The sequence below is a fragment of the Paenibacillus sp. NPDC058071 genome (genome assembly GCF_042885235.1).
In the GTDB taxonomy this organism is placed as follows: domain Bacteria; phylum Bacillota; class Bacilli; order Paenibacillales; family Paenibacillaceae; genus Pristimantibacillus.
The window spans coordinates 23,839-45,252 of record NZ_JBHVSK010000004.1 but is presented as its reverse complement, the minus strand read 5'-3'; the positions used below and the strand labels follow the sequence as shown (position 1 = coordinate 45,252).

Annotated in this window: 21 protein-coding genes; 14 read left to right on the top strand and 7 right to left on the bottom strand. The window is 51.5% G+C overall.

Annotated elements, in window-relative coordinates:
* Positions 1-56: 56 nt before the first annotated feature.
* Together ACFVTB_RS07885 and ACFVTB_RS07880 are read right to left on the bottom strand one after the other, a co-directional pair.
* The gene (locus tag ACFVTB_RS07885; RefSeq protein ID WP_387747184.1) at positions 57-293 is read right to left on the bottom strand and encodes a DUF6953 family protein; all 237 of its coding nucleotides are present in this window, start codon (positions 291-293) and stop codon (positions 57-59) included.
* A gap of 19 nt (positions 294-312) precedes the next feature.
* Positions 313-639 carry a hypothetical protein gene (locus tag ACFVTB_RS07880; protein WP_387747181.1) on the bottom strand — a complete coding sequence of 109 codons (327 nt, stop codon included), beginning with the start codon at positions 637-639 and terminating at the stop codon, positions 313-315.
* A 177-nt stretch (positions 640-816) separates the two neighbouring features.
* Between ACFVTB_RS07880 and ACFVTB_RS07875 the strand changes: the two genes are divergently transcribed.
* Entirely contained in the window at positions 817-1,542 is a 726-nt protein-coding gene (locus ACFVTB_RS07875; protein WP_387747178.1) for a YheC/YheD family protein, read from the top strand.
* Between the two features lie 569 nt (positions 1,543-2,111).
* Here ACFVTB_RS07875 and ACFVTB_RS07870 read toward each other — a convergent pair.
* Genes ACFVTB_RS07870 through ACFVTB_RS07860 form a run of 3 tightly spaced genes read right to left on the bottom strand, consistent with a single transcriptional unit; the run spans position 2,112 to position 5,276 of the window.
* Complete coding sequence (locus ACFVTB_RS07870) at positions 2,112-3,512, bottom strand: hypothetical protein (protein ID WP_387747175.1); 1,401 nt, start codon at positions 3,510-3,512, stop codon at positions 2,112-2,114.
* Positions 3,513-3,542: 30 nt separating this feature from the next.
* Positions 3,543-4,163: a hypothetical protein gene (locus ACFVTB_RS07865; protein WP_387747172.1), complete on the bottom strand. Its 621-nt coding sequence runs from the start codon at positions 4,161-4,163 to the stop codon at positions 3,543-3,545.
* 39 nt (positions 4,164-4,202) lie between these two features.
* Positions 4,203-5,276 (bottom strand): ankyrin repeat domain-containing protein, encoded by a 1,074-nt coding sequence (locus ACFVTB_RS07860; protein ID WP_387747169.1) that lies wholly within the window; start codon positions 5,274-5,276, stop codon positions 4,203-4,205.
* 155 nt (positions 5,277-5,431) lie between these two features.
* Between ACFVTB_RS07860 and ACFVTB_RS07855 the strand changes: the two genes are divergently transcribed.
* The 3 genes from ACFVTB_RS07855 (at position 5,432) to ACFVTB_RS07845 (ending at position 7,273) form a co-directional block, all read left to right on the top strand.
* Positions 5,432-5,866, top strand: a complete 435-nt coding sequence (locus ACFVTB_RS07855; protein ID WP_387747166.1) for a LytTR family DNA-binding domain-containing protein — start codon at positions 5,432-5,434, stop codon at positions 5,864-5,866.
* Positions 5,867-5,882: 16 nt separating this feature from the next.
* Positions 5,883-6,329 (top strand): DUF3021 family protein, encoded by a 447-nt coding sequence (locus ACFVTB_RS07850; protein WP_387747163.1) that lies wholly within the window; start codon positions 5,883-5,885, stop codon positions 6,327-6,329.
* A gap of 443 nt (positions 6,330-6,772) precedes the next feature.
* Positions 6,773-7,273 (top strand): CcdC family protein, encoded by a 501-nt coding sequence (locus ACFVTB_RS07845; protein ID WP_387747160.1) that lies wholly within the window; start codon positions 6,773-6,775, stop codon positions 7,271-7,273.
* Positions 7,274-7,399: 126 nt separating this feature from the next.
* On the opposite strand, the gene ACFVTB_RS07840 is transcribed toward ACFVTB_RS07845, so the two are convergent.
* On the bottom strand, positions 7,400-9,325 hold the full coding sequence (locus ACFVTB_RS07840; protein WP_387747157.1) for a hypothetical protein: 1,926 nt from the start codon (positions 9,323-9,325) through the stop codon (positions 7,400-7,402).
* Between the two features lie 257 nt (positions 9,326-9,582).
* Between ACFVTB_RS07840 and ACFVTB_RS07835 the strand changes: the two genes are divergently transcribed.
* Genes ACFVTB_RS07835 through ACFVTB_RS07790 form a run of 10 tightly spaced genes read left to right on the top strand, consistent with a single transcriptional unit; the run spans position 9,583 to position 20,225 of the window.
* Complete coding sequence (locus tag ACFVTB_RS07835) at positions 9,583-10,887, top strand: AMP-binding protein (protein WP_387747154.1); 1,305 nt, start codon at positions 9,583-9,585, stop codon at positions 10,885-10,887.
* Positions 10,884-11,162, top strand: coding sequence for a phosphopantetheine-binding protein (locus tag ACFVTB_RS07830; RefSeq protein WP_387747151.1), 279 nt, complete (start codon positions 10,884-10,886; stop codon positions 11,160-11,162). The genes ACFVTB_RS07835 and ACFVTB_RS07830 overlap by 4 nt, the downstream gene beginning before the upstream one ends.
* A gap of 3 nt (positions 11,163-11,165) precedes the next feature.
* Positions 11,166-12,167 (top strand): Gfo/Idh/MocA family protein, encoded by a 1,002-nt coding sequence (locus tag ACFVTB_RS07825; RefSeq protein WP_387747148.1) that lies wholly within the window; start codon positions 11,166-11,168, stop codon positions 12,165-12,167.
* Positions 12,168-12,169: 2 nt separating this feature from the next.
* On the top strand, positions 12,170-13,288 hold the full coding sequence (locus ACFVTB_RS07820) for a DegT/DnrJ/EryC1/StrS family aminotransferase (protein WP_387747145.1): 1,119 nt from the start codon (positions 12,170-12,172) through the stop codon (positions 13,286-13,288).
* A 60-nt stretch (positions 13,289-13,348) separates the two neighbouring features.
* Positions 13,349-14,716, top strand: coding sequence for a glycosyltransferase (locus tag ACFVTB_RS07815; protein WP_387747142.1), 1,368 nt, complete (start codon positions 13,349-13,351; stop codon positions 14,714-14,716).
* Complete coding sequence (locus tag ACFVTB_RS07810; protein ID WP_387747139.1) at positions 14,703-16,550, top strand: ABC transporter ATP-binding protein; 1,848 nt, start codon at positions 14,703-14,705, stop codon at positions 16,548-16,550. Before ACFVTB_RS07815 ends, ACFVTB_RS07810 begins: the two co-directional genes overlap by 14 nt.
* A gap of 38 nt (positions 16,551-16,588) precedes the next feature.
* On the top strand, positions 16,589-17,683 hold the full coding sequence (locus ACFVTB_RS07805) for a cysteine peptidase family C39 domain-containing protein (protein WP_387747136.1): 1,095 nt from the start codon (positions 16,589-16,591) through the stop codon (positions 17,681-17,683).
* Positions 17,680-17,955: an acyl carrier protein gene (locus ACFVTB_RS07800; RefSeq protein WP_387747133.1), complete on the top strand. Its 276-nt coding sequence runs from the start codon at positions 17,680-17,682 to the stop codon at positions 17,953-17,955. The genes ACFVTB_RS07805 and ACFVTB_RS07800 overlap by 4 nt, the downstream gene beginning before the upstream one ends.
* Positions 17,952-19,328, top strand: a complete 1,377-nt coding sequence (locus ACFVTB_RS07795; RefSeq protein ID WP_387747130.1) for an ANL family adenylate-forming protein — start codon at positions 17,952-17,954, stop codon at positions 19,326-19,328. Before ACFVTB_RS07800 ends, ACFVTB_RS07795 begins: the two co-directional genes overlap by 4 nt.
* A gap of 18 nt (positions 19,329-19,346) precedes the next feature.
* A complete protein-coding gene (locus ACFVTB_RS07790) occupies positions 19,347-20,225 on the top strand; it encodes a sugar phosphate isomerase/epimerase family protein (protein WP_387747127.1) in 879 nt (292 codons plus the stop codon).
* Between the two features lie 30 nt (positions 20,226-20,255).
* Here the strand turns inward: ACFVTB_RS07790 and ACFVTB_RS07785 are convergent, their stop codons facing one another.
* Positions 20,256-21,332: a hypothetical protein gene (locus ACFVTB_RS07785; protein WP_387747124.1), complete on the bottom strand. Its 1,077-nt coding sequence runs from the start codon at positions 21,330-21,332 to the stop codon at positions 20,256-20,258.
* Positions 21,333-21,414: the final 82 nt, after the last annotated feature.

Sequence of the window (21,414 nt, the reverse complement as noted above, 5' to 3'; positions counted from 1 at the left end):
TCTAACTTTCGTTTCTCCCAGAGTGCGCTGCCCCGTGGGCGTGTGTCGTTTCGGCTTTACGTCCAAGCCCAGAAGAAACCATCCCTGTCCCACGCGACACGTCCTGCATGCAGCTTGCGGAAGGCTTTCTTCACATCCTTGGAGAGCGAAGCATTACCGTTCTCATTGACAAAGACATGCTCTTCCCCGAAATGTGTGCTTACATATTCAATGGCATCGGCTTGATGCAAATTCCCTTTTTCCTTAATCTCGCTAACCATCCATGTCGCCGCTTCCAGTGCCGTTCCGGCCATCCTCGTTCACCCTTTCTATTTACTGCTCCTGCTTGTTAGGCTGTTGTTTCTGTTCCTGAGATTTAGCAAGCTGCTGCCGCAGCTCGGCATTTTTCACAGACAACTGCTTCGTTAGTTCCGTTTGTGCGTCGGTTAACCGATTTACTTCGCTGTCTAATTTCTTGAGCTGACTCTCTTTGCTACTCACGTCAGCGGACAATGGACCGCGTTTGATATCCTTTTGCAGTTGTTTGATCTTGGCGAGCGCTTTGCCGATTTTAATTTTATCGTTGCCGATGCGTTGTTGAATGTCGGCGATCTCTCTTTTTAACAGACTAATCCTGGATGATGTAAAGCTGATTGGCATACGGACACCTCATAATCTTATTGTACATTGTGTGCTCATTCTACTATAAAACAAACCATGGCGCGAGCAGTCCTAACCATCAGAGAGAACTGTGGCGGTTCATAAATATAGACGAATGATCACTTATGCTGATCACTAATTTTAACTTAGAATTACCCTATAAGATTGGAAAAGGCTGTGATTCGAATCAAAAGAGACAAATGGCTGCAATACCGCATCCTTCGCCAGCGCTCTTCTCTCGCCAAACGTTTGCCAGAAACACGGTTGCTCCAGAAGAAAGCTTTATCGAAGATGCTGCTTCAATATCAAAGCGTCGTACTGAAGCCTCGCAACGGCAGTTACGGAAAGGGAATTGTGTTCATTAATCGGAACGGCGCGAACGCCTATCGTATGCATAACGAAAAGAACGCAATCACCATGAGAAGCACCGACAAAGTACTCGAATGGACCCGCAAAAAAAACCGCGGTCGTGGATATATTATCCAAAGGCGTCTGCAGCTTGCACAAATTGGGCATAGGCCGTTCGACATTCGGATCATGGCTCAACGTAAAAAAGGCTCTTCATCCACCTGGAACGTGACCGGCTCATACGCGAAAGTGGCGGCGCAAGGCTATCTAGTCACAAATGTGACTAGTCGCACCATTCCAGTGCTTGAAGCATTAAAATTAGCCCGAATCGGCGATCGGAGCTTGCTTGTCCAAGCGGAACAGATTGCATTAATGGCTGCCAAACGACTAGGAGAGCGTTACCCTAAGCTTAGACAAGTCGGGTTCGATATCGGCATCGACAGAAAACGTCGGATTTGGATCATCGAAGGCAATTATCATCCGGACTTGCGCCCCTTTCGGCTCTTAAAGGATTCCTCGATGCATCGCAGAATATTATGGTATAAGAATCATTGAAGCAACAAAAAGACGACAGGCATTTTAACCTCGGCCTGTCGTCTTTTCGTGTTTAGTTCCTATTCCTGATCATGCCCTGCTTGGGATGTTACTTACGTCCCTTGCCACTAACAACGCGCGTCACTTGGAACTTATTTACCCCTACCTGTATAATGGCAAACCGACTGAAAGAAGTGCCGGAAGAAGTATACGGTTCCGCTTGAATATTACCACTCGGCGTTATAACCGTTGCGGTGATTCTAGTCACCAAACAAACTCCACGACCAGAAGCTCTCCAAGTTTGGTCACGCTGTACACTATAATTATCGTCGCTACAAAAGAAGGATGCATACTCAACTTTCCCAAACGCGTTAAACGAAGTGGAATTCGTGATCTGCACCGGGTCATAACCGTTAGGTCCTCTATTTCCCATTCTCAAAACCTCCCTATTATTGATACTGTTCAGTAAATGCAACTGAATCGTTTTTAGGAAGGTATAAATGTGGACAAGGAAAAAAAGTACGTTTGTCTGATGATCGCGAGGATATGGTAGTTTATCTAGGCTGGCGAATCAGTTGGTAAAACACTATCTACTCGTTAACGTCCCCCGCCATTTCCTTGGATATAAACTGCTTGAACCTCATGAAGAAGCGTTCGGATGCTTCCCAGCGTCTGGAGTTTAAATAAGAAATGTCTTCGCGCCCATACTGATTTGGAGGCTGATAATGCCGGGAGACATATTTTTCATTGTCTAAAGTATAGAAATAGTAGGCCCCATCAGGGGTTTGAATTTCAATTCGGGCGTTCAGATCGTCTCCATCCTCGTCCGTATGCGCCTGACGAAAGGTATAATACTTGGAGCCGTCCCAGAACCCATCGTCCTCCTCACCCGACGGATCTAATGCCTGAACGACAGGATGCTGCAGAACCTCCTCCAAGTAACTTCTTTCAATGACTGGCAAATACAGCTCGGCTACATTGGCGCAGTTCAGCAGCGTGGTCCAGTAATACGTAAAATCCGACAGCTGCTCCAGCGGCACATGGGTAATGTCCTCCCATTCCGCCCCTTCATCCATCGTTTTTCTTTGCAGGCTAACGGCTTGCTCCTCTTCCAAATAAATAAAATAGTGATTATCGTCATCCTTTATGTAAATGCCCGGCTTCAATATGTCATTGTCCGCATCCACATACTCCCGATTAACTCTGAAGTAGACCTCGTGCTCTTCGAAGTCAAAATAATGCTTGTCATCCGGCATCAGAACAGACCGGGTCAATTTCATGATATTATCTTCATTTAATATGTTATCCGTAAAATAAGGGTGAACAGCACTCTTTCTCTGGAGCGCCTCATTTAGATTTTTTAATGCAGGGCGGCTTTTTCTTAGAACGGATACAAGCATACCGAAGGAAAAGCCGATATCATCATCGTCGTCTTCTACATCCAGGAAAATGTCATCGACGAGCACATCCCGGATGTCCACAGGAAGCTCCTGGCACACGCCGTCCCCCTCCCAAGCGTCTACCGTACAGCCAATCCATTGGTTCCCGCTCGTCTTGAATCGATATTCATCGTCTCGGACTAACGCTGTTGCATGTAGATTGCCTTTAACAATCGTTTCTCCATGGTTATACGAGCCGCACAGTATTTCTTCTACCAGCAAGCTGCCGCCGATGTAGATTTCCTGTCCGCCCACAGCCATATTTTTTGCAGTCAGGTCTCCCATTACCATAAGCCCTATGGCGCCATCCGTATTTTCATTATAGAGATTGCCCACCGTAAGATTGCCGTCAACGAAAATGAGTATCGTCTCCTGCTGCTCTGGAAAAGGCTTCTCCCAATCCAGATCGAGGGATGGCAATGTTAAATCCCCGTCATAGCAAGCCGCAAGAGTATCTTCGCTAAAATCTTGATAGAATCGTGCCCACCAAGAGTCCTCAGGGAACTTTTCTTTTAGTTGACTAAGCGATACGAACTGAAAGTTGTCGTTCATCATTTCTCTCCTTCGGTTTCCGACTCAATCCTATTTGTTAGGAATAACAAGCTTATACTTCTTAACCATCCAAGAATTCATCATGTCATTCACTGCATTTTTACTTATGCGAACAGCCGGCTTTTGCTCCTGCAAGGTATCTGCATCTGTTGCATAGGCCGAAAAACGAAACGGCTTTGTGATTTTCTTCATATCGTTCGTTACTTCATCGAAAAATGCATAGGTTTGCGGCAGATGTTCCCGAATATCCTCATAAATGTAGTACTTCCCTTTTTCATCTTCCAAATTGATTTGAAAGCCTTTGGGTAAGGAAATCATGACACAAGGTAATTCATCCTCTGCCCATTGCCCGAGATGTGGAAAGCTGATGCCTTCATTTCTGGCAAACAATCCAGAGCTTTCATTAGCAGCGGCAAAAGTAATTGAATATACGAAGAAAGGGTGGTAATCGGGCTTTTCTTGCATCGTAAAATACTGATAGTATGTTTTATACGCCTCATACACCTGATTCTGATCATGTTTAGTCCGGTCATAATTTGTACGATTAAATTGTGCCTGGTTCTGCTCAAAAAGCTTCAACACACTTTTAAATTCCTCTGGCGTTATAAAAAATTTAAGCTTATAGAATCCGCTGTGTTTCAATCTATCCATCTATCTCACCGCCAAATATAGACTCAACTATACCAATCTCTACTTGTAGATCTCATCAATCGGCATACCTTCCAACAAGTGCGTGACAACGATCGGCAGCTTCTTTATAAATTTGCTCCACTTCACACCCTCAAAGGCGAACAACTCGTCATGCTCAACATCAAGGCTGCCTAAACATTTCTGATCGGGAATCCAGACGATAAAACCGGTGGCTCCATAACCTTCGACATCTTTCGTAAAATCAAGGAATACTCTGCCTTGCCATTCGATCGGCTTCACATCAAAGATCGTTTCAAACTCGATGTAGGCTGCTGGGCACTCCTCGGCAAGGTCAATGCGACGATTATCCATTCCAAGCCACTTAATGATGTCTGACGGCATGCCCATTTTTTTAAGCTCCGCCGCCCTCTTATCCGCTTCGTGCCAGATAGGCGGTTCAAGCTGTTTAATATACGCCATCATTTCCACATTCTTTTGCTGCTTCGCCTCCAAAAATGCGCGGCCCCCGTACTTATCTCTAATCGTCACGTCCGCACCCTGAGCAATCAAATATTTGACGATTTCAAAATGGTTGCCGGATGCAGCCATTTGAACGGGCGTCGTACAATACGGAAATACTTGATCCGCTTCATTGAAATTGACATTCGCTCCATGCTCGACGAATAACCGGACCATTTCCATATGACCCTTCCAAGCTGCGGAACGGAGAGCATTCCCGCCGGAGTAAGACTTCATATTAAAGCCTAGCTCCAGCAAAGCGCGGACTCCTTTATAGTTTTCAAAAGCAAGCGCCCTCCCAACAGCAGAATTCTTCACCCGTGTCATCGCGTTAATATCTGCGCCGAGCGCTATCAGTTTTTCAAATGTCACCTTATTCCCATATCGTGCAGCTGCAGCGATGATAGGTTCATCCTTGTCGTTCAAAGTATCAATACTGTATCTGTTTAGGAGGTCGAACGCCCAATTCCCTCGGTTATAGTCAAAAGCATTCTCCACAACTTGAAAAGGCAATATCGCCCCTTCAGGATAATTGTACTTTTCCAATATATTCAAAAATTTCACATGATCGTTTCCCTTTAAACCTTGCTTGATTTCTTCTAAAAATTCCTTCATATGCCCCCTCCATTTTTCACTAGTAATTGTTTCCATTATATCAATAACCCCGCTATCTGAAACCGAAGTTTTTTCATCGCATAGTAGTGTAAGCCTCATCCATCGTTTAAAATAAAATCCAGCAGCCTATATTTCCACAAAAAGAGAGTGAGCCCATGAAAGTTTCAATAGAAGAGATCAGTAAAGATCAGGAAGAAGAAATCCGAATCAGGTGCCACGAAGCCAATAACGAAATATACAAAATTGCCAACAAAATTAAAAACGAAACCGTCACCCTAATTGGCTATCTCAATGATCGAATTTACAGAATTAAGTTGACCGACTTTTATTATTTTGAGGCTATCGACGGGAAGGTTTTTGTTTATTGCAAAGACCAGGTTTTCGAGGTGAAACAAAAGCTTTATGAGCTAGAGGAGATGTGCAAAGGCAAAGGCTTTCGCGCGTCTAAATCAACGATTTTGAATCTAGCTAAAATAGCATCCGTCTCACCATCCATCAGCGGCAGATTTGTAGCCGTACTTGATAACGGGGAACGCGTGGTCATCTCCAGGCAGTATGTGCCTGTTCTTAAAAAAATGCTTGGTTTGTAGGAGGAGGCGGGGAATCGTGTACATTTCAGAATTTATAAAAAAGGCCTTTCAGCAATTCTCTATTATTTTAGCTTCAGTCATCATAACCCTTACGATTTTAGGACAGTTGTTTAACCCTGACCTGATCTTCGATTTGAAGTCCATCTATATCATCATGGTATTTTCGCTCGTATCTGCATTGGTGAGTTTTGTTTTGTATGCGCCCGACAATATTAGCGAGAAGAGTATGCGCATAAGAAGAGTAATCCATTTTTTAGTGATAGAAACTTTATTGATTTCGCTTGGATATGCATTCGGTATCGTGGACAGCACATCAAGTATCATTACCTTAGCCGTAGAAATAGCGATCATCCATGGCTTCGTCCGTTTGGTCTCTTGGCGTAACGATAAAAAAGTATCCAATGCCATTAACGAAAAACTGAAGTCCTTGAAGAATGAGGTAGAACAATCCTCCATAGAATGATTGAGAAAGAATGATGTAACGGCAAATTGGACGGTGAGCTTTTGGGGCTTAGCGTCTTTTTTTGGCTCAAAACCGAAATCAGTGCATGACTTGAAGTGAGGGAAGCGCTGCGGGCCAGAGGGTTCTTCCGATCGCCATTAAAGCCTGATTCCTTTATTTGATTGAGGTTTGAGGTAGGAATCATGCTTTAAAAGCGACCACTATCGTTTCTCCAGAATCCCTCTGACCCTCCACTTATTCTCCTTTTCCGTCAAGCATTGATTTTAAGTTTGAGCCTCTTTTTTTGCAACTTACCGGCCTGTAAATACAGCTTATTGCGATTTTATAGACATCGCCTGCTCCATTTTCTATGCTGAAATTACAACTAACGGACATGACGATAATGGTCGGCAACACGGAGTGAAATAAGGTTGAACTATTAAATCGTAGAGGTGAATTGTAAAATGGCCGGAAGCAGTTTATATGTGATGATCGCTGCTATAGCAGCGCTGATATTGTGGAGAAGAACGAGAAGTATGTACCGCCCTATACGAGGCAACGGAATCCGGTTGCTGATTCCTATGGTTTTCATGCTGCCTGGAACGATGCTGCTTTTTAACCCCGATGTAAATGTCCCGGGTTGGGCATATGGCGCCGCTCTCGGGGTGGGTGTTGTGTTCTCGATCCCTCTGATTTGGACAACCGATTATGAGGTGAGAGAAGACAAGCAAATTTATGCGAAGAAGAACATGGGGTTTTTCGTTGCTTTCATCGGCGTTGTGGCCGTTCGGTTTGCTCTTCGCCAGGAGCTTTCCAGCCTAGACCCCCAGAGCTCCGCAGCACTGTTTATGACAGTCGCTTTCGGTTATATCATCCCTTGGAGAATCGTATCGTACATTAAATTTCGCCGCATAGCGAAACAGTCTTCAACAAAAATGAGTGCTGTCCCGCCAAGCATAGACTGACGCTAGTACCCATATACAAAAAGGGTCCCCACAGCCTAAACACTTTTTCTAAGTGTCCGGTCTATGGGGACCTGTTTAGTTGCCGGTTATCTCACTTCATTCCGTAGTGAATGCCGGTCTATTTGATTACCATTTTACTTCAAACGCTGTGCCATTCTCTCCGGTATACCGTTTGCTTCCGTTTTCGTCGGAGACGACGAGCTCGATGCCGGATGGCAGCGCATTGACAACTACGTCAAAAGAACGGCCAAAGGCTTGTACGGAACGAAGCGCCATCGTGCTCCATCCCTCTGGCAATCTAGGCGTGCAGCTGAACGAGGACAAGCCGGTTGGTTTAATGCCGAACAGCCCTTCCGTAACGATCCGGCAATAAAGCGCACTTTCTGCGGATAGATGGCGCTGGTTGCCTTCCGGATAAGCTTCTACCGCATAAGGAACATGATCGCCCAGCAGTCGACGGCCGGAGTAGGAGGCCAGATAAGCAGCTGCCGTCTCCGTTTCTCCTGCGGCAAACATGCCGCGCAAGCCGTAAAGCGTGGAGCGGTCCCAGAACGTTTTATCCCCCGCTTCCGTAGCCAGTCCGTCTTCCGTCCATAGTCTCGGCGAGAGCAGCGCCTGAATCGTTCCGGCCTTGCGGACGTTAATGCCCACCGTCAGCGGAATGCAAATCCATGAACGCAGCACGTCGTTGCCCTCGTAATAACGATACGTCTCAAAGCCCTCCACCGTAGCGCCAAAGAACCGTTCAATGGCATCATAAAGCGCCGCAGCCGCGGCCTTGTACGATTCCGCCACTTCCTTCTTGCCAAGTGAAACGGCTAAATCCGCTGCATACAGGTAAGCGGCATACGCCAAGCTCGAAGTCGATAAGTTAGCATCGCCGCTAGGGAATCGGTTCTCCAGCTCGTCGGAATCGGAAGCGATAACGCCTGCTTCGTTCTTCTGACGATCGCAGTAGGCTAAGCACCATTCAATGGCAGGCCACAGTTCGTTCGCGACTTCCGTATCTCCCGACGACAAAGCAAAGAGTGAAGCGCCGTACGCATACATCGCTGCATCGCCTCGGTCTCCCGCACCTTCCCAAATATCGATGCCTTCGGCAACGATAGAGCTTGGAATTGGTTGAAAATCTGGACCCATAAAGTTCGTGTATAACCGGAGCGCGTTTAGCGTCGCTTCATTACCCGGTTCATAGCCCAGATAAGGGAATAAAGGTCCGGCGTATTCGACCTGATCATTCGTCCATACCGCCGCATAGTAATGACCGCCGCCCGGGCTGTGCATCAGTCCGTTTCGGGTCTGGAATATACTTTCCGACGTTCTCAGCTTGGCAAAAGCAAACATCCGATCCAACACCTGATCCGGTGTCTCCAGTCGCAGATGGCTGCGGCTCTGCTCAATGAGCTGCTGCCGTTTGCGCTCTTCTTGTTCCATATCAATTAGGCTGTCCGATTCTTTCAATGCTTTGGCCGTTATCCAAATGCCGAATTGCATCGATTGACCCGGCTGAAGCGTCTGTTCGCCATTGGCGTCATGCGCCACATTCAGCAGATAGATGCCATAGGCACCTTTAACGGATACACGTTCAAAACGGTCCGCCGCCTGCACCGTAATGACCTGACCGGACTTATTCGTCACTACCACCTTCTCCAGCGCCGCTTTCGCGTCGGTCGACGGGAACAGCGTTCTTTCAATTAATAAGCCGTTCTCGGCTTCGCTTGCGATTCGAAGCATACCGTCAAATTGAATGCGCACCGGCCGCTCGCTGTCGTTTGGCTTGCCGTTTATTCGAAGGAACGGCATCGAATCGAGCTCAAAATCATGCATAAGACTGCCATGCGTATCATTAGGAATCGTCCGCAGTCCCGGCCACACCACTTTGCGGGACAATACGAGATTTCCTTGCTCATTCACGCCGTAGCGCACAATCATGGAAACTTGTTTGCCGCTCATCTCCAGATGATCTTCATGAGGCTGCTTGCGGTCCTGCGATACCTCCCATACAATTTCGTCCTTGCCTAGGGTCCATCTTGTATCCGTATGTCTCTCCATCGTTGTTTCTTCCTCCGTTGTCAGTTGATACGCTTTACCCTTTTCATTGCACCGTCAGCTCTGAATGAGTGTTGAAAGCCAAACGGTATAAATGAAATTATTCCATCTTGTTCGGCGTCTGGCAAGTTTTCTCTCTGCTAACTCTGCTTCCGTTTTTCACACCATCCTGAGGATGTGTATTATTACGAATACTGTAAGCGTTTTTACTGGAACACACTTACCTATATTCCACGAAGTTCCATGAGGATGATATTCTATTGACGATTCCATTCTGGACCGAAAGGAGAGCTGCACGAGAAATGTTCTCTATCGACAGGCAAAGCTTCAGCAGAGAATGGGTTGCTTCCGAGATCAATCGGATCAGCGGACAGCCGGCCCTCCGGCAACCATTCGGCAAGCTGTATGCTCTATGCCATCGTCAACCGCTTCACTTGCTCCTATTGGTCCTGTATTTAAAAGAACAAGGCTCCGGCGTGCTATTGATCCCCGGAGATACGCCCTACGAAACGGCGCTTACAACGGCCCGGCAAGCGGGTGCCGACTATTTGTCTTTCGGCGAGCTCGATTCTTTCACGAGCTTATCGACAGGAGACAGAACGGCGCCCGAGCCGGGCCTGTATCAGTACAGCTCCGGCACGACCGGCGAGCCCAAGCGGATTCGCCGGCCATGGGAAGCGATCGATCGGGAGATCGCCGCTTACAATGATCGGATAGGCGGCCTAGGGACCGGTCAACCGATTATTTTGGTCCCAGTCTCCCATTCCTTCGGATTGATCGCAGGCACCCTGTCCGCAATCGCCAGAGGAACGGAGCCTCGTATCGTGCAGGAACAGAACCCGAAATATGCACTTCGCCTGCTTCGGGAAAATCCTTCGCATCTCCTTTATGCGGTCCCGTTCCAGCTCCATCTTCTGCACTCGCTGGCGAAGGACGAGCTGCGGCTCGATCAGTTCATCAGTTCCGGCGCACCGATGACTGAGTTACTGCTCAGCCGCTTGCGGCCGCAGTCCTCTAGAATCTGGCAGCAATACGGCTGCTCGGAGCTGGGCTGCATCGCGCTGGGCGCAGATCCGGCCGTTCCGTCCGAGGTCGGACGGCCTCTCGGGCATTTGAGTGTGGCTTGTCTGCCACTGGAAGACGAGAGTGGGGGCGAGCCGCTGCAGGAAATCGTGGCTGTACAGGACGGGAATACGGTCCGAACCCGCGATGTCGGGTTCTTCGACAGCAAGGGGTCCTTGCACGTCAAGGGAAGAGCCGACGATCTGATTAATGTTTCCGGATTTAAAGTGCTGCCATCGGAAGTTGAAGCCGTTATCGGCCGGATGAATGGAATAAGCGAGGTTGTCGTCCATCGTGCCCGGCACGTGCTCTGGGGAGAAGCGGTTCAGGCCCTTGTCGTGGCTTCGGGAGAAGTCCATGAGAAGGAGATTAAGTCGCATTGTCTTCGTGAGCTGCCCAAGTACAAAGTGCCGAGCGTGATAAGGCTCGTTGACGAAATACCGAAGCTCCCTTCCGGCAAAATAAGCCGCAAGCAATTACAAGAACTGGAGGAATCATTATGAACGAACAAGTAAAGATGAACAGAGAAGAGATTCTGGCCGCTCTCAAGACGATTATCGTCGAAAACCTGGAGCACTCCATTCCCGAGGACGCGGGGGAAGACGCTAAGACGCTGGACGATCTGAACATCGATTCGATCATGATGCTTCAACTGATCGTCTACCTCGAGGAAACGTTCAACGTGAACGTTCCTGACGAAGAAGTCGACCCGGCTTACTTCGAGACGCTGGGCAGTCTAGTTACCTTCGTGGAACAGCTGCTTGACGCCAAGGTATAGACGATGGATCGGAGATTACGCCTCGGCATCGTAGGCTTCGGAAGAATTGTGGAGCTCATCCATCTTCCGCTGCTGAAGAAACTTCCCGCCTACGAAGTCTGCGGCATTTACGATATGACCCCGGAGAGACGAAGCCTAGCGGAGAAACGCGGGTTTTCCGCATTCGATTCACTCGAAAGGCTGTTCGAGCAGTCTTTGGACGCCGTGCTCGTCGCCACGCCTCCCAGCAGCCACTACTCGATCGCCCGGGAAGCGCTCTTGCGGGGCTTGCATGTCTTGATCGAGAAACCCGTTACCCAGACAGCGGAAGAGTCTGAACGACTGCTTGCTCTTGAAGCTCAGACCGGCAAGTCCGTCACGGTCTTCCACAATCGCCGCTTCGACCCGGATTTTCTGCTTGTCCGGCATGTGCTTGCGGAAGGCTGGCTGGGAGATATTTTATTCGTCGAAAGACGTCACCACATGTTCGGCTCGGGGGCGTCTTTCGGCGTCAAGTCGTTCCGTCCGGAATGGAGGAACGAAGCCAAATACGGCGGCGGCGCCCTGCTCGATTGGGGGGTCCATCTGGTCGATCAATTGCTTCGGCTGGAGTTGGGCGACTATGAACGCCTCGTATCCGCGGGAGTATCGTCGCTCCGTTGGCAGCAGGGGGACGTGGAGGATTTCGTGAACGCAAACTTCCAGCTGCACAACGGCATCCAGATGCTCTTCGAGGTGAACTTCGGCTCCCATGCCGCTGCTCCCTTCTGGATTGTCGGCGGCGATAAAGCAACCTTGCAAGTCATGCCGAATAATGAAGCGCTGATTTATGAGAAAGGAAAGACCGTCCGCAAGGTGGAGATTCCACCGGGCGTGCGGCCCGGTCCAGAGATGATCTATGCCAGCTTCGCAGACTGCCTGCTTCAGGGAGCCAAGCCAGCCGTTACGCTCGCAGAAGCAGCGCAGACAATGAAAATACTCGAAGCCGTGCGAGATGCATCGGCAATCACGACGAAGGGGTTGTAAGCATGGGGGTATTGTTCAGCGGCCCGCAAGCGGAGTTCGCAATTATTCGAGAAGAATGGCTGAAGTCTGTCCAAGAGTCTGGCGAGAGAGGCGTGCTCGTCGGCGGGGTCAAAGTAACGGAGTTCGAGCAAGCCTTCGCCTCCTATCTCGGCGTCCCGGCCACAGTAGGCGTTGGCAACGGCACCGATGCGTTGTTCCTCGCGCTCAAAGCACTCGGTATCGGCCCCGGCGACGAGGTTATAACCGCCGCCAATACATTTATTGCTACCGTCGAGGCGATTCATCATACGGGAGCTTTGCCCGTGCTGGTCGATTGCGACCCGAACACGGCTCTCATCGATCTTGAAGCCGTAAAAGAACGGGTTACCCCTCGAACGAAAGCGATCATTCCCGTCCACCTTTACGGACAGATGGTCGAACTGGAGCCATTCCTTCCTTGGGCGGAGCAACACGGCATTGTCATTATTGAAGACAGCGCGCAGGCCGCCGGAGCAAGGCTGCGAGGCAGATCGGCGGGCAGTCTCGGCGCGCTTGGCTGCTTTAGCTTCTATCCAGATAAAAATCTTGGCGCACTCGGAGACGGAGGGGCGATCGCCGTATCGTCGGAGGCCCCTCTGTCTGTCCTTCGCAAGCTGCGCAATCATGGGGGCGAAGTCCGCTATCAACACGATATTCCCGGCTTCAACAGCCGTTTAGATCCGATTCAGGCCAGCGCTTTGACGCTTAAGCTGCGTTATCTGGATGAATGGTCGAACAAGCGAAGAGAGGTCGCCGGCCTTTACCAATCCCATTTGGAACAGACGGATGCCATTCGACTCCCCTCGCATCGCGGCGACGAGAGCCACGTGTTCCATCTCTATGTTGTAAGAGTGGATTCTGGAGCCCGGGATGAGCTGCGCAAGCATTTGCAGAAGAAGGGTATTCTGACCGCGGTGCAATATCCGGTCCCGGTTCATCTCACCCCCGCTTTCGCGTATCTGGGATACGACAAAGGATCGTTCCCGAACGCGGAACACCTCGCTGGAGAAATTTTGTCTCTTCCTATGCACATTGCGATGGACGAAGCCTCCGTCGCGACGGTAGCCAAGGAAATCAAGGCTTTCCTGGGCGTTCACGTCTGATCGCGACCGGCCCTGTCGGGACGCGGCCGGTCGCAAAACACCAAGAAAGGGGGACAACTAATGGACGCTGCTGGCCATTCGATTCGAATCGCTTATATTGGCGGGCAACCTCGCCGAATTAACGAACGCGTCATCGACGGGCAATGGATCTCGTATTTGGAGGAACACACGGAGACGGTGCGAATTCCGCCGTTATCGCTATTGAAGCTGTTTGGAGGGGCGGAGAAGGTGTGGCTTTCCCGGTTCCCACACTCCTTGGATTCGCTTGCCGAAGGGTTGGAAGGGCTGTGCCTCAAGTATCGGGTCGACACCGTCTACATGAACTTACCGACCTTGCTGCCTTATCTGCTGATGGCTCGCAGCTATGCCGGCCTAAATATCGGATTTGTATTCTTAGCGCATTCCGTCGGTTCTGAGTCGTGGCTGAGACAATGGATCTTCAACGCTCCATTTTTGTCCGACAAGGACACGCTTCTCGCCGCTACAAGAACCAGCAAGCAGGCGCTTCTACATCTCTCGCCCCGGTACGGGGCGGCGGAGTGCATTCCGCTTAGCACGAAGCTTCCAGGCGATGCGGCCTTCGGACCGATCTTCGAGGGACGCCGAGGCGATCATCTGCTCTCCATCGGCCGACTGGAGGAGGTCAAGAACATCCATGTGCTGCTCGAATGCTTCGCGCGCATGCGCGAACGGCTTCCTCGCCTGCGGCTGACCGTCGCCGGAGAGTACACCGGCAGCTCTGAACAAATCGAGACTTACCGGGCGACCCTGGAGTCGATTGTCCTGCGGCATCGGCTGGAAGAGTCCGTTGCCTTCGTTGGACCTGTCGACGGAGAGACCAAAGAAGAACTGTTTCGTTCGTCCGATCTGTTGATCAATCTATCTACCGATCCCGGAGAAACCTTTGGCTTTAACCTGCTTGAGGCTAAAGCCAAAGGACTGCCCATCGTGTGCACGAGCTGGGACGGGTTTCAGGAGCTGGTGAACGACGGCGAAGACGGTTTTCTCGTTCCTGTCGATTGGGAGGAAGGGACACCGCAAATTGATGAAACGAAGACGGTCGAGCGCTGCTTGCAACTACTTGAAGATGCTGGGCTGCGCCGCACCCTGGCTAGTCGATCTTATGAATCCGCTCAAGCCTTCGATTACCGCCGTCATTTTCCGGACATTATCCGCGCCGCTGCCGTACGCTCCCGCAGGGATATCGTTGCGATGCCGGATGCGGTCAAGCTAGCCGAGACGAGGCTATGCGATCTGCCGAGCTTTTATGAACTGGATCGGCTCCGTGAGCTTCCCTTTTATCAGGATTCACTTCTATCTATCGTCTCTGGCAACAACTCCATCATGACCGATCCAGCGCAGTGGATGCCGTTCGCAAAGCCGGTGATTCATCATTTTGCGGGGAGGGGCGAGCATGCAAAGCTATAAGCTGCTGCGAAGGCTGCTGCCGCTCATTCATGCCAGATGGCCGCTTGTCCTGTTCGGCTATTTTTGCACACTGCTCGGGGTAGCGTGCTCGCTCATTCAACCTTTGTTGTTCTCCAAGCTGATCGACAACGTCTTGTACGCTGGAGAACGGTCGATGCTCGTCCCGATTCTGCTGCTATCGGCTGGCTTTGCGCTTCTATCGGCTTTACTGGGAATCGGTCGGGGCTTGATTTTCCGATACCTTGACGTTCGGCACATGCTGGACCTTCGGGATCGTGTGCTCGCCCACTTGAGAAGAATTCAGGTCCCCGAGATTGAGCGGCACGGACCGGGGAAATATTCCGCCTTGCTCGGATGGGACACGACCGTCGCCTCCAGCTTTATGAATCATGTTATCGTCGAGCTTCTTATTCAAAGCATGACAATCGTGGTCGCGATCGCGATGATCTTCTATATGGATTGGAGGATGGGACTCGCCGCCGTTCTCATCGTCCCACTTATTTTCCTCATTCCCCGGCTGTACCAGAAGCCTCTGTCGCATTACTCGCGCACGATCCGCTCCCATAACGAGGAGGTCATGACCTTCATGTACGAGACGATTCAGAGCTCCCGGGAGATTCGCGTATTCGGGCTGGAAAATTGGGAGAAGCAGCGGAACGAGAAGCTCTATCGCAATCTGCTCTCCAACAGTATGCGCCAATCCGCATTCCAGATGTTAACCGGGCAATCCAGCGCACTGGCCATCGGCCTTCTGATCGTCCTGCTTTACGGCTTCGGCAGCGGACGAGTGATGGACGGTACGCTTTCAATCGGCATGTTAGTTGCCGGGGTGCAGTATTTCAACAATCTGCTGCAGCCGATCGTCATCATGAACCATCTTAACGGCGAGATCAAGTCGAGTGAGGTAGCGGTCGAGAAGATTGAACAATTTCTGGCTATCGAAGAAGATGTCGCTCTATCGTCACCGGACCGCCAGCCTCAGTCGGCTTCGGCACAGACAGCATCAAGGTCCGGTCTGACGCCGGAATCGTCGCCAAGTGCGGAGCCAGATTCAGATTCAGAGTCCGAACCGGTACCGGGGATCACCCCGAGGGCAGTACCGCCTCTACTGGAAGCGATCCAGCTCAAGGTCTTCTACGAAGACACGGAGATTCTCAAAGGAATCGACTTCTCGATTCACGCCGGACAGCATGCGGCTTTCGTAGGTCGAAGCGGTTCGGGCAAGACGACCTTGTTCAAGGCCGTCCTCGGCCTCGCACACGCGGAACCTGGTTCCCTGCTGATTGGCAGCCCAGATCATGGCGATAGTCCTCCATCTATGGGAGCAGTGTTTCAGGAAACATTTATTTTTGCAGGTACGCTGTATGAAAATATTGCGCTCGGGCAGTTATCCGCAACGGAGAAGGAAGTTTACGAGGCGGCCTGCCAAGCGGGCCTGCAAGCTTATGTAGACAGCCTGCCGGAAGGACTGCACGCCCGAGTGGACAATCAAGGCTTTCAATTGTCGGGAGGGCAGCGCCAACGGGTCGCACTCGCCCGGATGTTTCTCCGCAGGCCGGATATCCTCATTCTAGACGAACCAACTTCCGCGCTAGACCGGGTCACGGAGAACCAGGTGCTGACGTCTTTAAAGCAGCGGATGGAAGGACGAACCGTGCTCATCTCCACGCATCGGCTTGATACCATCCGTTCGGCAGACGTCATCTACGTCATGAACCAAGGCCTGATCGTCGACTACGGGACACATGAAGAGCTGTCCGTCCGTTCGGAGCTATACAAAAAGCTGCTGAGCGAGTCTTACCAGAACAGAGAGCAAGAGCTGACGACCGCGTAGTCCTCTCCATGCGGCAGTCAACAGAAAGGATGATCTGGATGATAAACCGCCGACTTCCGTCCGCCGCTCCCGAGCATCTCGTCATGCTCGCGGCCATGGAATGTTTTACTTCTTGCGTGCTTACGTACGTTCAATTGCTCGGCGAAGGGCGTTTGCTTCCCATGCCCGATTATTGGAATCTCAATTATCAATTCCGAACGTTGCTCTCGAGCAAGGACGCGAAGCATTTCTCCCTACAGTTCCACTATGGGATTCGAATGAGCTTCACTCGCGGAGACAGCGAGCGGCTGCGAGAGACTATTGCTGGAGGCCAAGCGGCCATTCTGCTCTGCTCGGCCTCCCGTTTGGCCTACTTTCCGCGACATATGCTCGGCCTAGAGACGGCGGGGTTCCAGCATAGCATTCTCATCAGCGGCTGGGACGAACAGGCGGGCAGCTACCGAATTGCCGATCCAATGGTCGGTCATGTCGGCGAGGCGACGCCGGACGAGATGGAACTGGCCGGAATGCGAAGCGGCCGTCAGGAATTGAACTATTTTACGCTCGAGCCTCCTGAACAGGACTTCTGTCCTCCATCCGCCGCCGAAGTGTTCCGTTACAGCAGCGAGAGGAATTTGAAGCTGTTCGATTTGGGCGCTGCGGATCCAGCCGCCGCTGCCCCCTCTAAAGCGGCGGGGCCAGTACCCCAAGACGATAAGCGCCAAGCCTGGGCGGAGTGGTTTGGCGGTCGGAACGGCGGGAGCCGGGCGTTCGAGCAATGCCGCTCGGAGTTGGCGGCATTGCCAGACTGGGAGCCAGCAGCAATAAAGCGATGGTGCGATCGGAACAACCTGACCGTCACCTCCATTTGGAAGGTTCGCCAGCACGTCTGGGACTGCTTCTGCCGGCTTGGAGTGATGACCGAAGCGGAGACTCGCGAAGCAGGCGATGCCGTTCGCCGAATCGTTCGCAGGTGGCAATCCTTTAACTATCAGCTGTCGCGGGTCAAAAAATTAGGCGCCGCCTCCCCGGAGGATGCCGCTGCCTTAGGCGGCATGCTGGCCGAGTTGTGCGAGGAGGAGCGATATTTTCTAAATTGGATGAATGATCTGGGGCAGACTGTCGAAGCCAGAAAGGAGAAGATTGAATCATGAATGTGGAGAGATTGCTTCTGGACCTCATCGTGCAGCATGCCGCTGTTCCGATTGCACAAGAGGAGATTGTGGAGGAAACCGATCTGATTCAGGATCTGGGGCTAGACTCGATAGCGATCGTCAATCTTCTCGCCGATCTGGAGGAGACGTTCCATATTGAAATAAACGTGCAGGAGCTCGAACGTCCTATTCTTAATCGCTATCAATGGCTGAAGGAATATGTCCTCTCCAAGCTCGAGAGCCTGCCTTCCGAAAGGAGCGGTTCGGTATGACAGCCATCGACTGGCTTTTCCAGCGGATGGAGGACTACGCAGAGCGGGAAGCCCTTATCGCCGATGGAGCGGTTGTCCGATACGATGAGCTGTCGGCCAACTGCGAGCGTTGGCGAAATAGGCTGGAAGAGTGGCAGATTCGCCCAGGGGAAGCCGTCTGGCTTGAAGGCGATTACGAATTGAATGTATGCGGCGCCTTGCTCGCGCTGATCGCCAATCGCAATATCGCGGTCCCTGCGACGAAGGCTTCCGCCTTCCGCGCACCCTTATTGCAAGAGATGGCCGGGGTTAGCGTCATTTTGCAGAAGAGAAACGGCGAATGGGAAGCGGAACGGCGCGATGCCGCTCAGCAGTTCTCCCATAAGCTGCTGAACGGCATCGCGGCATCCGGCAAGCCCGGTCTGGTGCTATTCTCCTCCGGCAGCACGGGCGAGCCCAAAGGAATTGTTCACGACCTGAGCAAGCTGCTCGAGAGGTACCGCACACCCCGAGCTGCTTTCCGAACCGTTTCCTTTCTGCTATTCGATCACATTGGCGGCCTGAACACCCTTCTCCACACGCTTTCCAATGGCGGCTCTGTCATCGTACCCGCAAGCCGCAAACCCGATGATGTCTGCTCGGTGGTTGAAAGATACCGCGCCGAGCTGCTGCCCGCTTCCCCAAGCTTCCTTCATCTGCTGCTGCTATCCGATATCCGCTCGAGATACGACCTGTCTTCGTTAAAGGTCATTACTTACGGAACGGAGGTAATGCCGGCAAGCACGCTGGAAAGCTTGAATCGGCTGTTGCCGGACGTTCAATACCGCCAAACCTATGGACTTTCTGAGCTTGGCATTATGAGGGCGAAGAGCGAGAGCTCGGACTCGCTCTGGATGCGGATCGGCGGTGAAGGCATGGAGACTCGCATCGTGGACGGAGTGCTTCATATTCGTTCCGATACGGCGATGGAGGGGTACTTGAACGCGCCCAACCCGTTCGACGAAGAAGGCTGGTTCAACACGCAGGATCGAGTGGAAATCAAGGGAGAGCTTGTGCGTATTCTTGGACGCCAATCGGAGCTGATCAACGTGGGCGGTCAGAAGGTATTCCCGGCGGAGATCGAAAGTGTGCTTTTACTTATGCCGCAGATCGAGGACGCGGCAGTCGTCGGACGCGCTCACCCGCTGCTGGGGCAAGTGCCTGAGGCCATTGTGAACGTACGGAATGGGGAAAGCACGGACCCTATGACGATCAAGAACCTGATTCGAAACCATTGCCGGGATAAGCTGGCCCCCTTTCAAATCCCAGTATATGTAACCATACAGATAGAGCCTCTTCTCACCGAGCGATTCAAAAAAATACGAAAATCAGCCTCTTCCGTCAGCAAAGATTAGAGAGGAGTGAACCGGCTAATGAACTATCATCTTTGCACGATCTCGTTCCGTCACGAGCTCGTATCATTTCGACAGTTGCTCCGCTTCGCGTGCAGAGCCGGCTTCTCCGGCATTGAACTGTGGGGGGTGCACGGGTTGGCGCTTCTTCGCCGGCCCGCCGAGCTTCCCGAGCTGCTTCAAGAGATGAAAGAAAGCGGTATTCGCGTAGCCATGGTCAGCGATTACCTTAATCTGAACGCAGCTGTGGAGGATTATGCGGAGGTCGAGAGAAAGTGGGAGCAGTTGATCCGGCTGGCTGTTACGTTCGGAGCGGGTAAGATCCGAATCTTCGCGGGTCAGGGGAGCAGTGAGGACGCGACTCTCTTCGATTGGGAGCGAGTAGCAGGCAGATTGAGGGGGTTGGCGGCTAGAGCTTTCGAAGTGGGAATTCACACGCTAATCGAGACCCATCCGGATACTTATGCAGATCGATTGGATGCGGCTGTCCGCCTGATCGGTGACGTCGATTATCCCGGCCTTGGAGTCAACCTGGATTTCCTTCATCTCTGGGAGTCCGGTACTTCGCCAAAGGAAGCCTGGGAGACATTGAAGCCTTACGTAAAGCATCTGCATCTGAAAAACGTTCAAACGGCCGAACAGCTTCACGTCTTTGCTCCCGGCAATGTTTACTCGCCCAGCGGAGAACGTTCGCCGATGGTACCTCTTGCGAGCGGCGCTGTAGAGTATTTGGACGTGCTTCACCTGCTCGCCCAAGCGAAAGAGCCGCTCGATGCGTCACTGGAATGGTTTGGGAACGGACCGTTCCGCTATCTGCTGAAGGAGATGGCGTGGCTGAAGCGGAACGGCCTGCTCTCAGAGCGTGCTGAGCTTTCGAGAAATCCCGCAACGGTCCGTTAATATAATGGATAGCCTAACGGTCGATGATGTTCACGGCTTACAAATTCGATTCAATCCAGCGTGAATGTCTATCAGCAGAGCTTTCTCCTCAGAAACGATTCTCTCCAGCATTTGATGGAGACTGGAGAAGGCTTGCTTATCCCTGATGTTGAACCGGCTATTAAACCCGGTTTCGGACATCGCGTGCCGCAGGAAGAGCAAACGCAGCTTCTTGTAATCGTTGTGGACGGTCGCATAGCTTTCCATCATCGCAGACAGCTTTCCGTCCGGCTTCACGTAATTGCGGACGAACAGCAGTCTGTCCATCAGCAGCTCGCTGTGCTCGGCGATAAAATGAAATGCCGTATAGTTGACCAGATCGGCGCGTTCCCCGTTCACCTTTCGGCGCATTTGCTCAAGGATACCCTCTTTCACTTGGAAACCGAAGGCCGCTTCGCTCTCGTCGGCCAGCGAGAAGTACAGCTTCCCGTGATCGGGCAGTGAGTACACGAGCTTCTCCAGCTCTCGCACAAACGAGCCCGGATCGAATCGGTATTCCCGTCTGAGCGGTCTTCTTTTCATTAGTTGCAGCGACTCTTTAAGGACCTCTGGGGCATCGGCAAGCCCTCTCTCGAATGCTTGCTCGAAAGAAGCGTAGCCTGTCGTGAATTCACCAAACTGTCCGTTACGCTTATAACCGATCAGATCGAACTTCTCCGTCCGATCATCAAAGCCGGTAACGAGCAGCTCGTGAACCAGATGCTCCCGATGATACTCTTCCGTCTCCGGCAGATAGTACTTATCGAGCGTAAATACGTTCACGGCGTAGCCTTCTGTAATCGCCGAACGGAGGAAGGAAATAATGCTTTGGCGCTGAACGATTGCCCGCGTCTCTTCAATAGAGTGCGCATGCCGTTCCAGCAAATCGCCGAAGTAACGGCTGGAATCCGCGTAATCGGTTCTAAGATAATAGCCGTACCACTGCTGGGAGTAAATATGCACAAAGCGCTCATAAAACCAATTTTCTAGCTTGGGCTCAGACAGGATAAAGAGCATTGGATAAGCGATGTTGAGATAGGAAGTGATCTTTTTCTGCAGCGGAATTTCCAGTCGGATCGCACTCGTCATCAGTAAGCCTCCATTGTCGTATTGGCCGTAGGGGTGCCGGACATGTACCTCTTATCTTAATGCTTCCTTCCCGCAAGGGAAT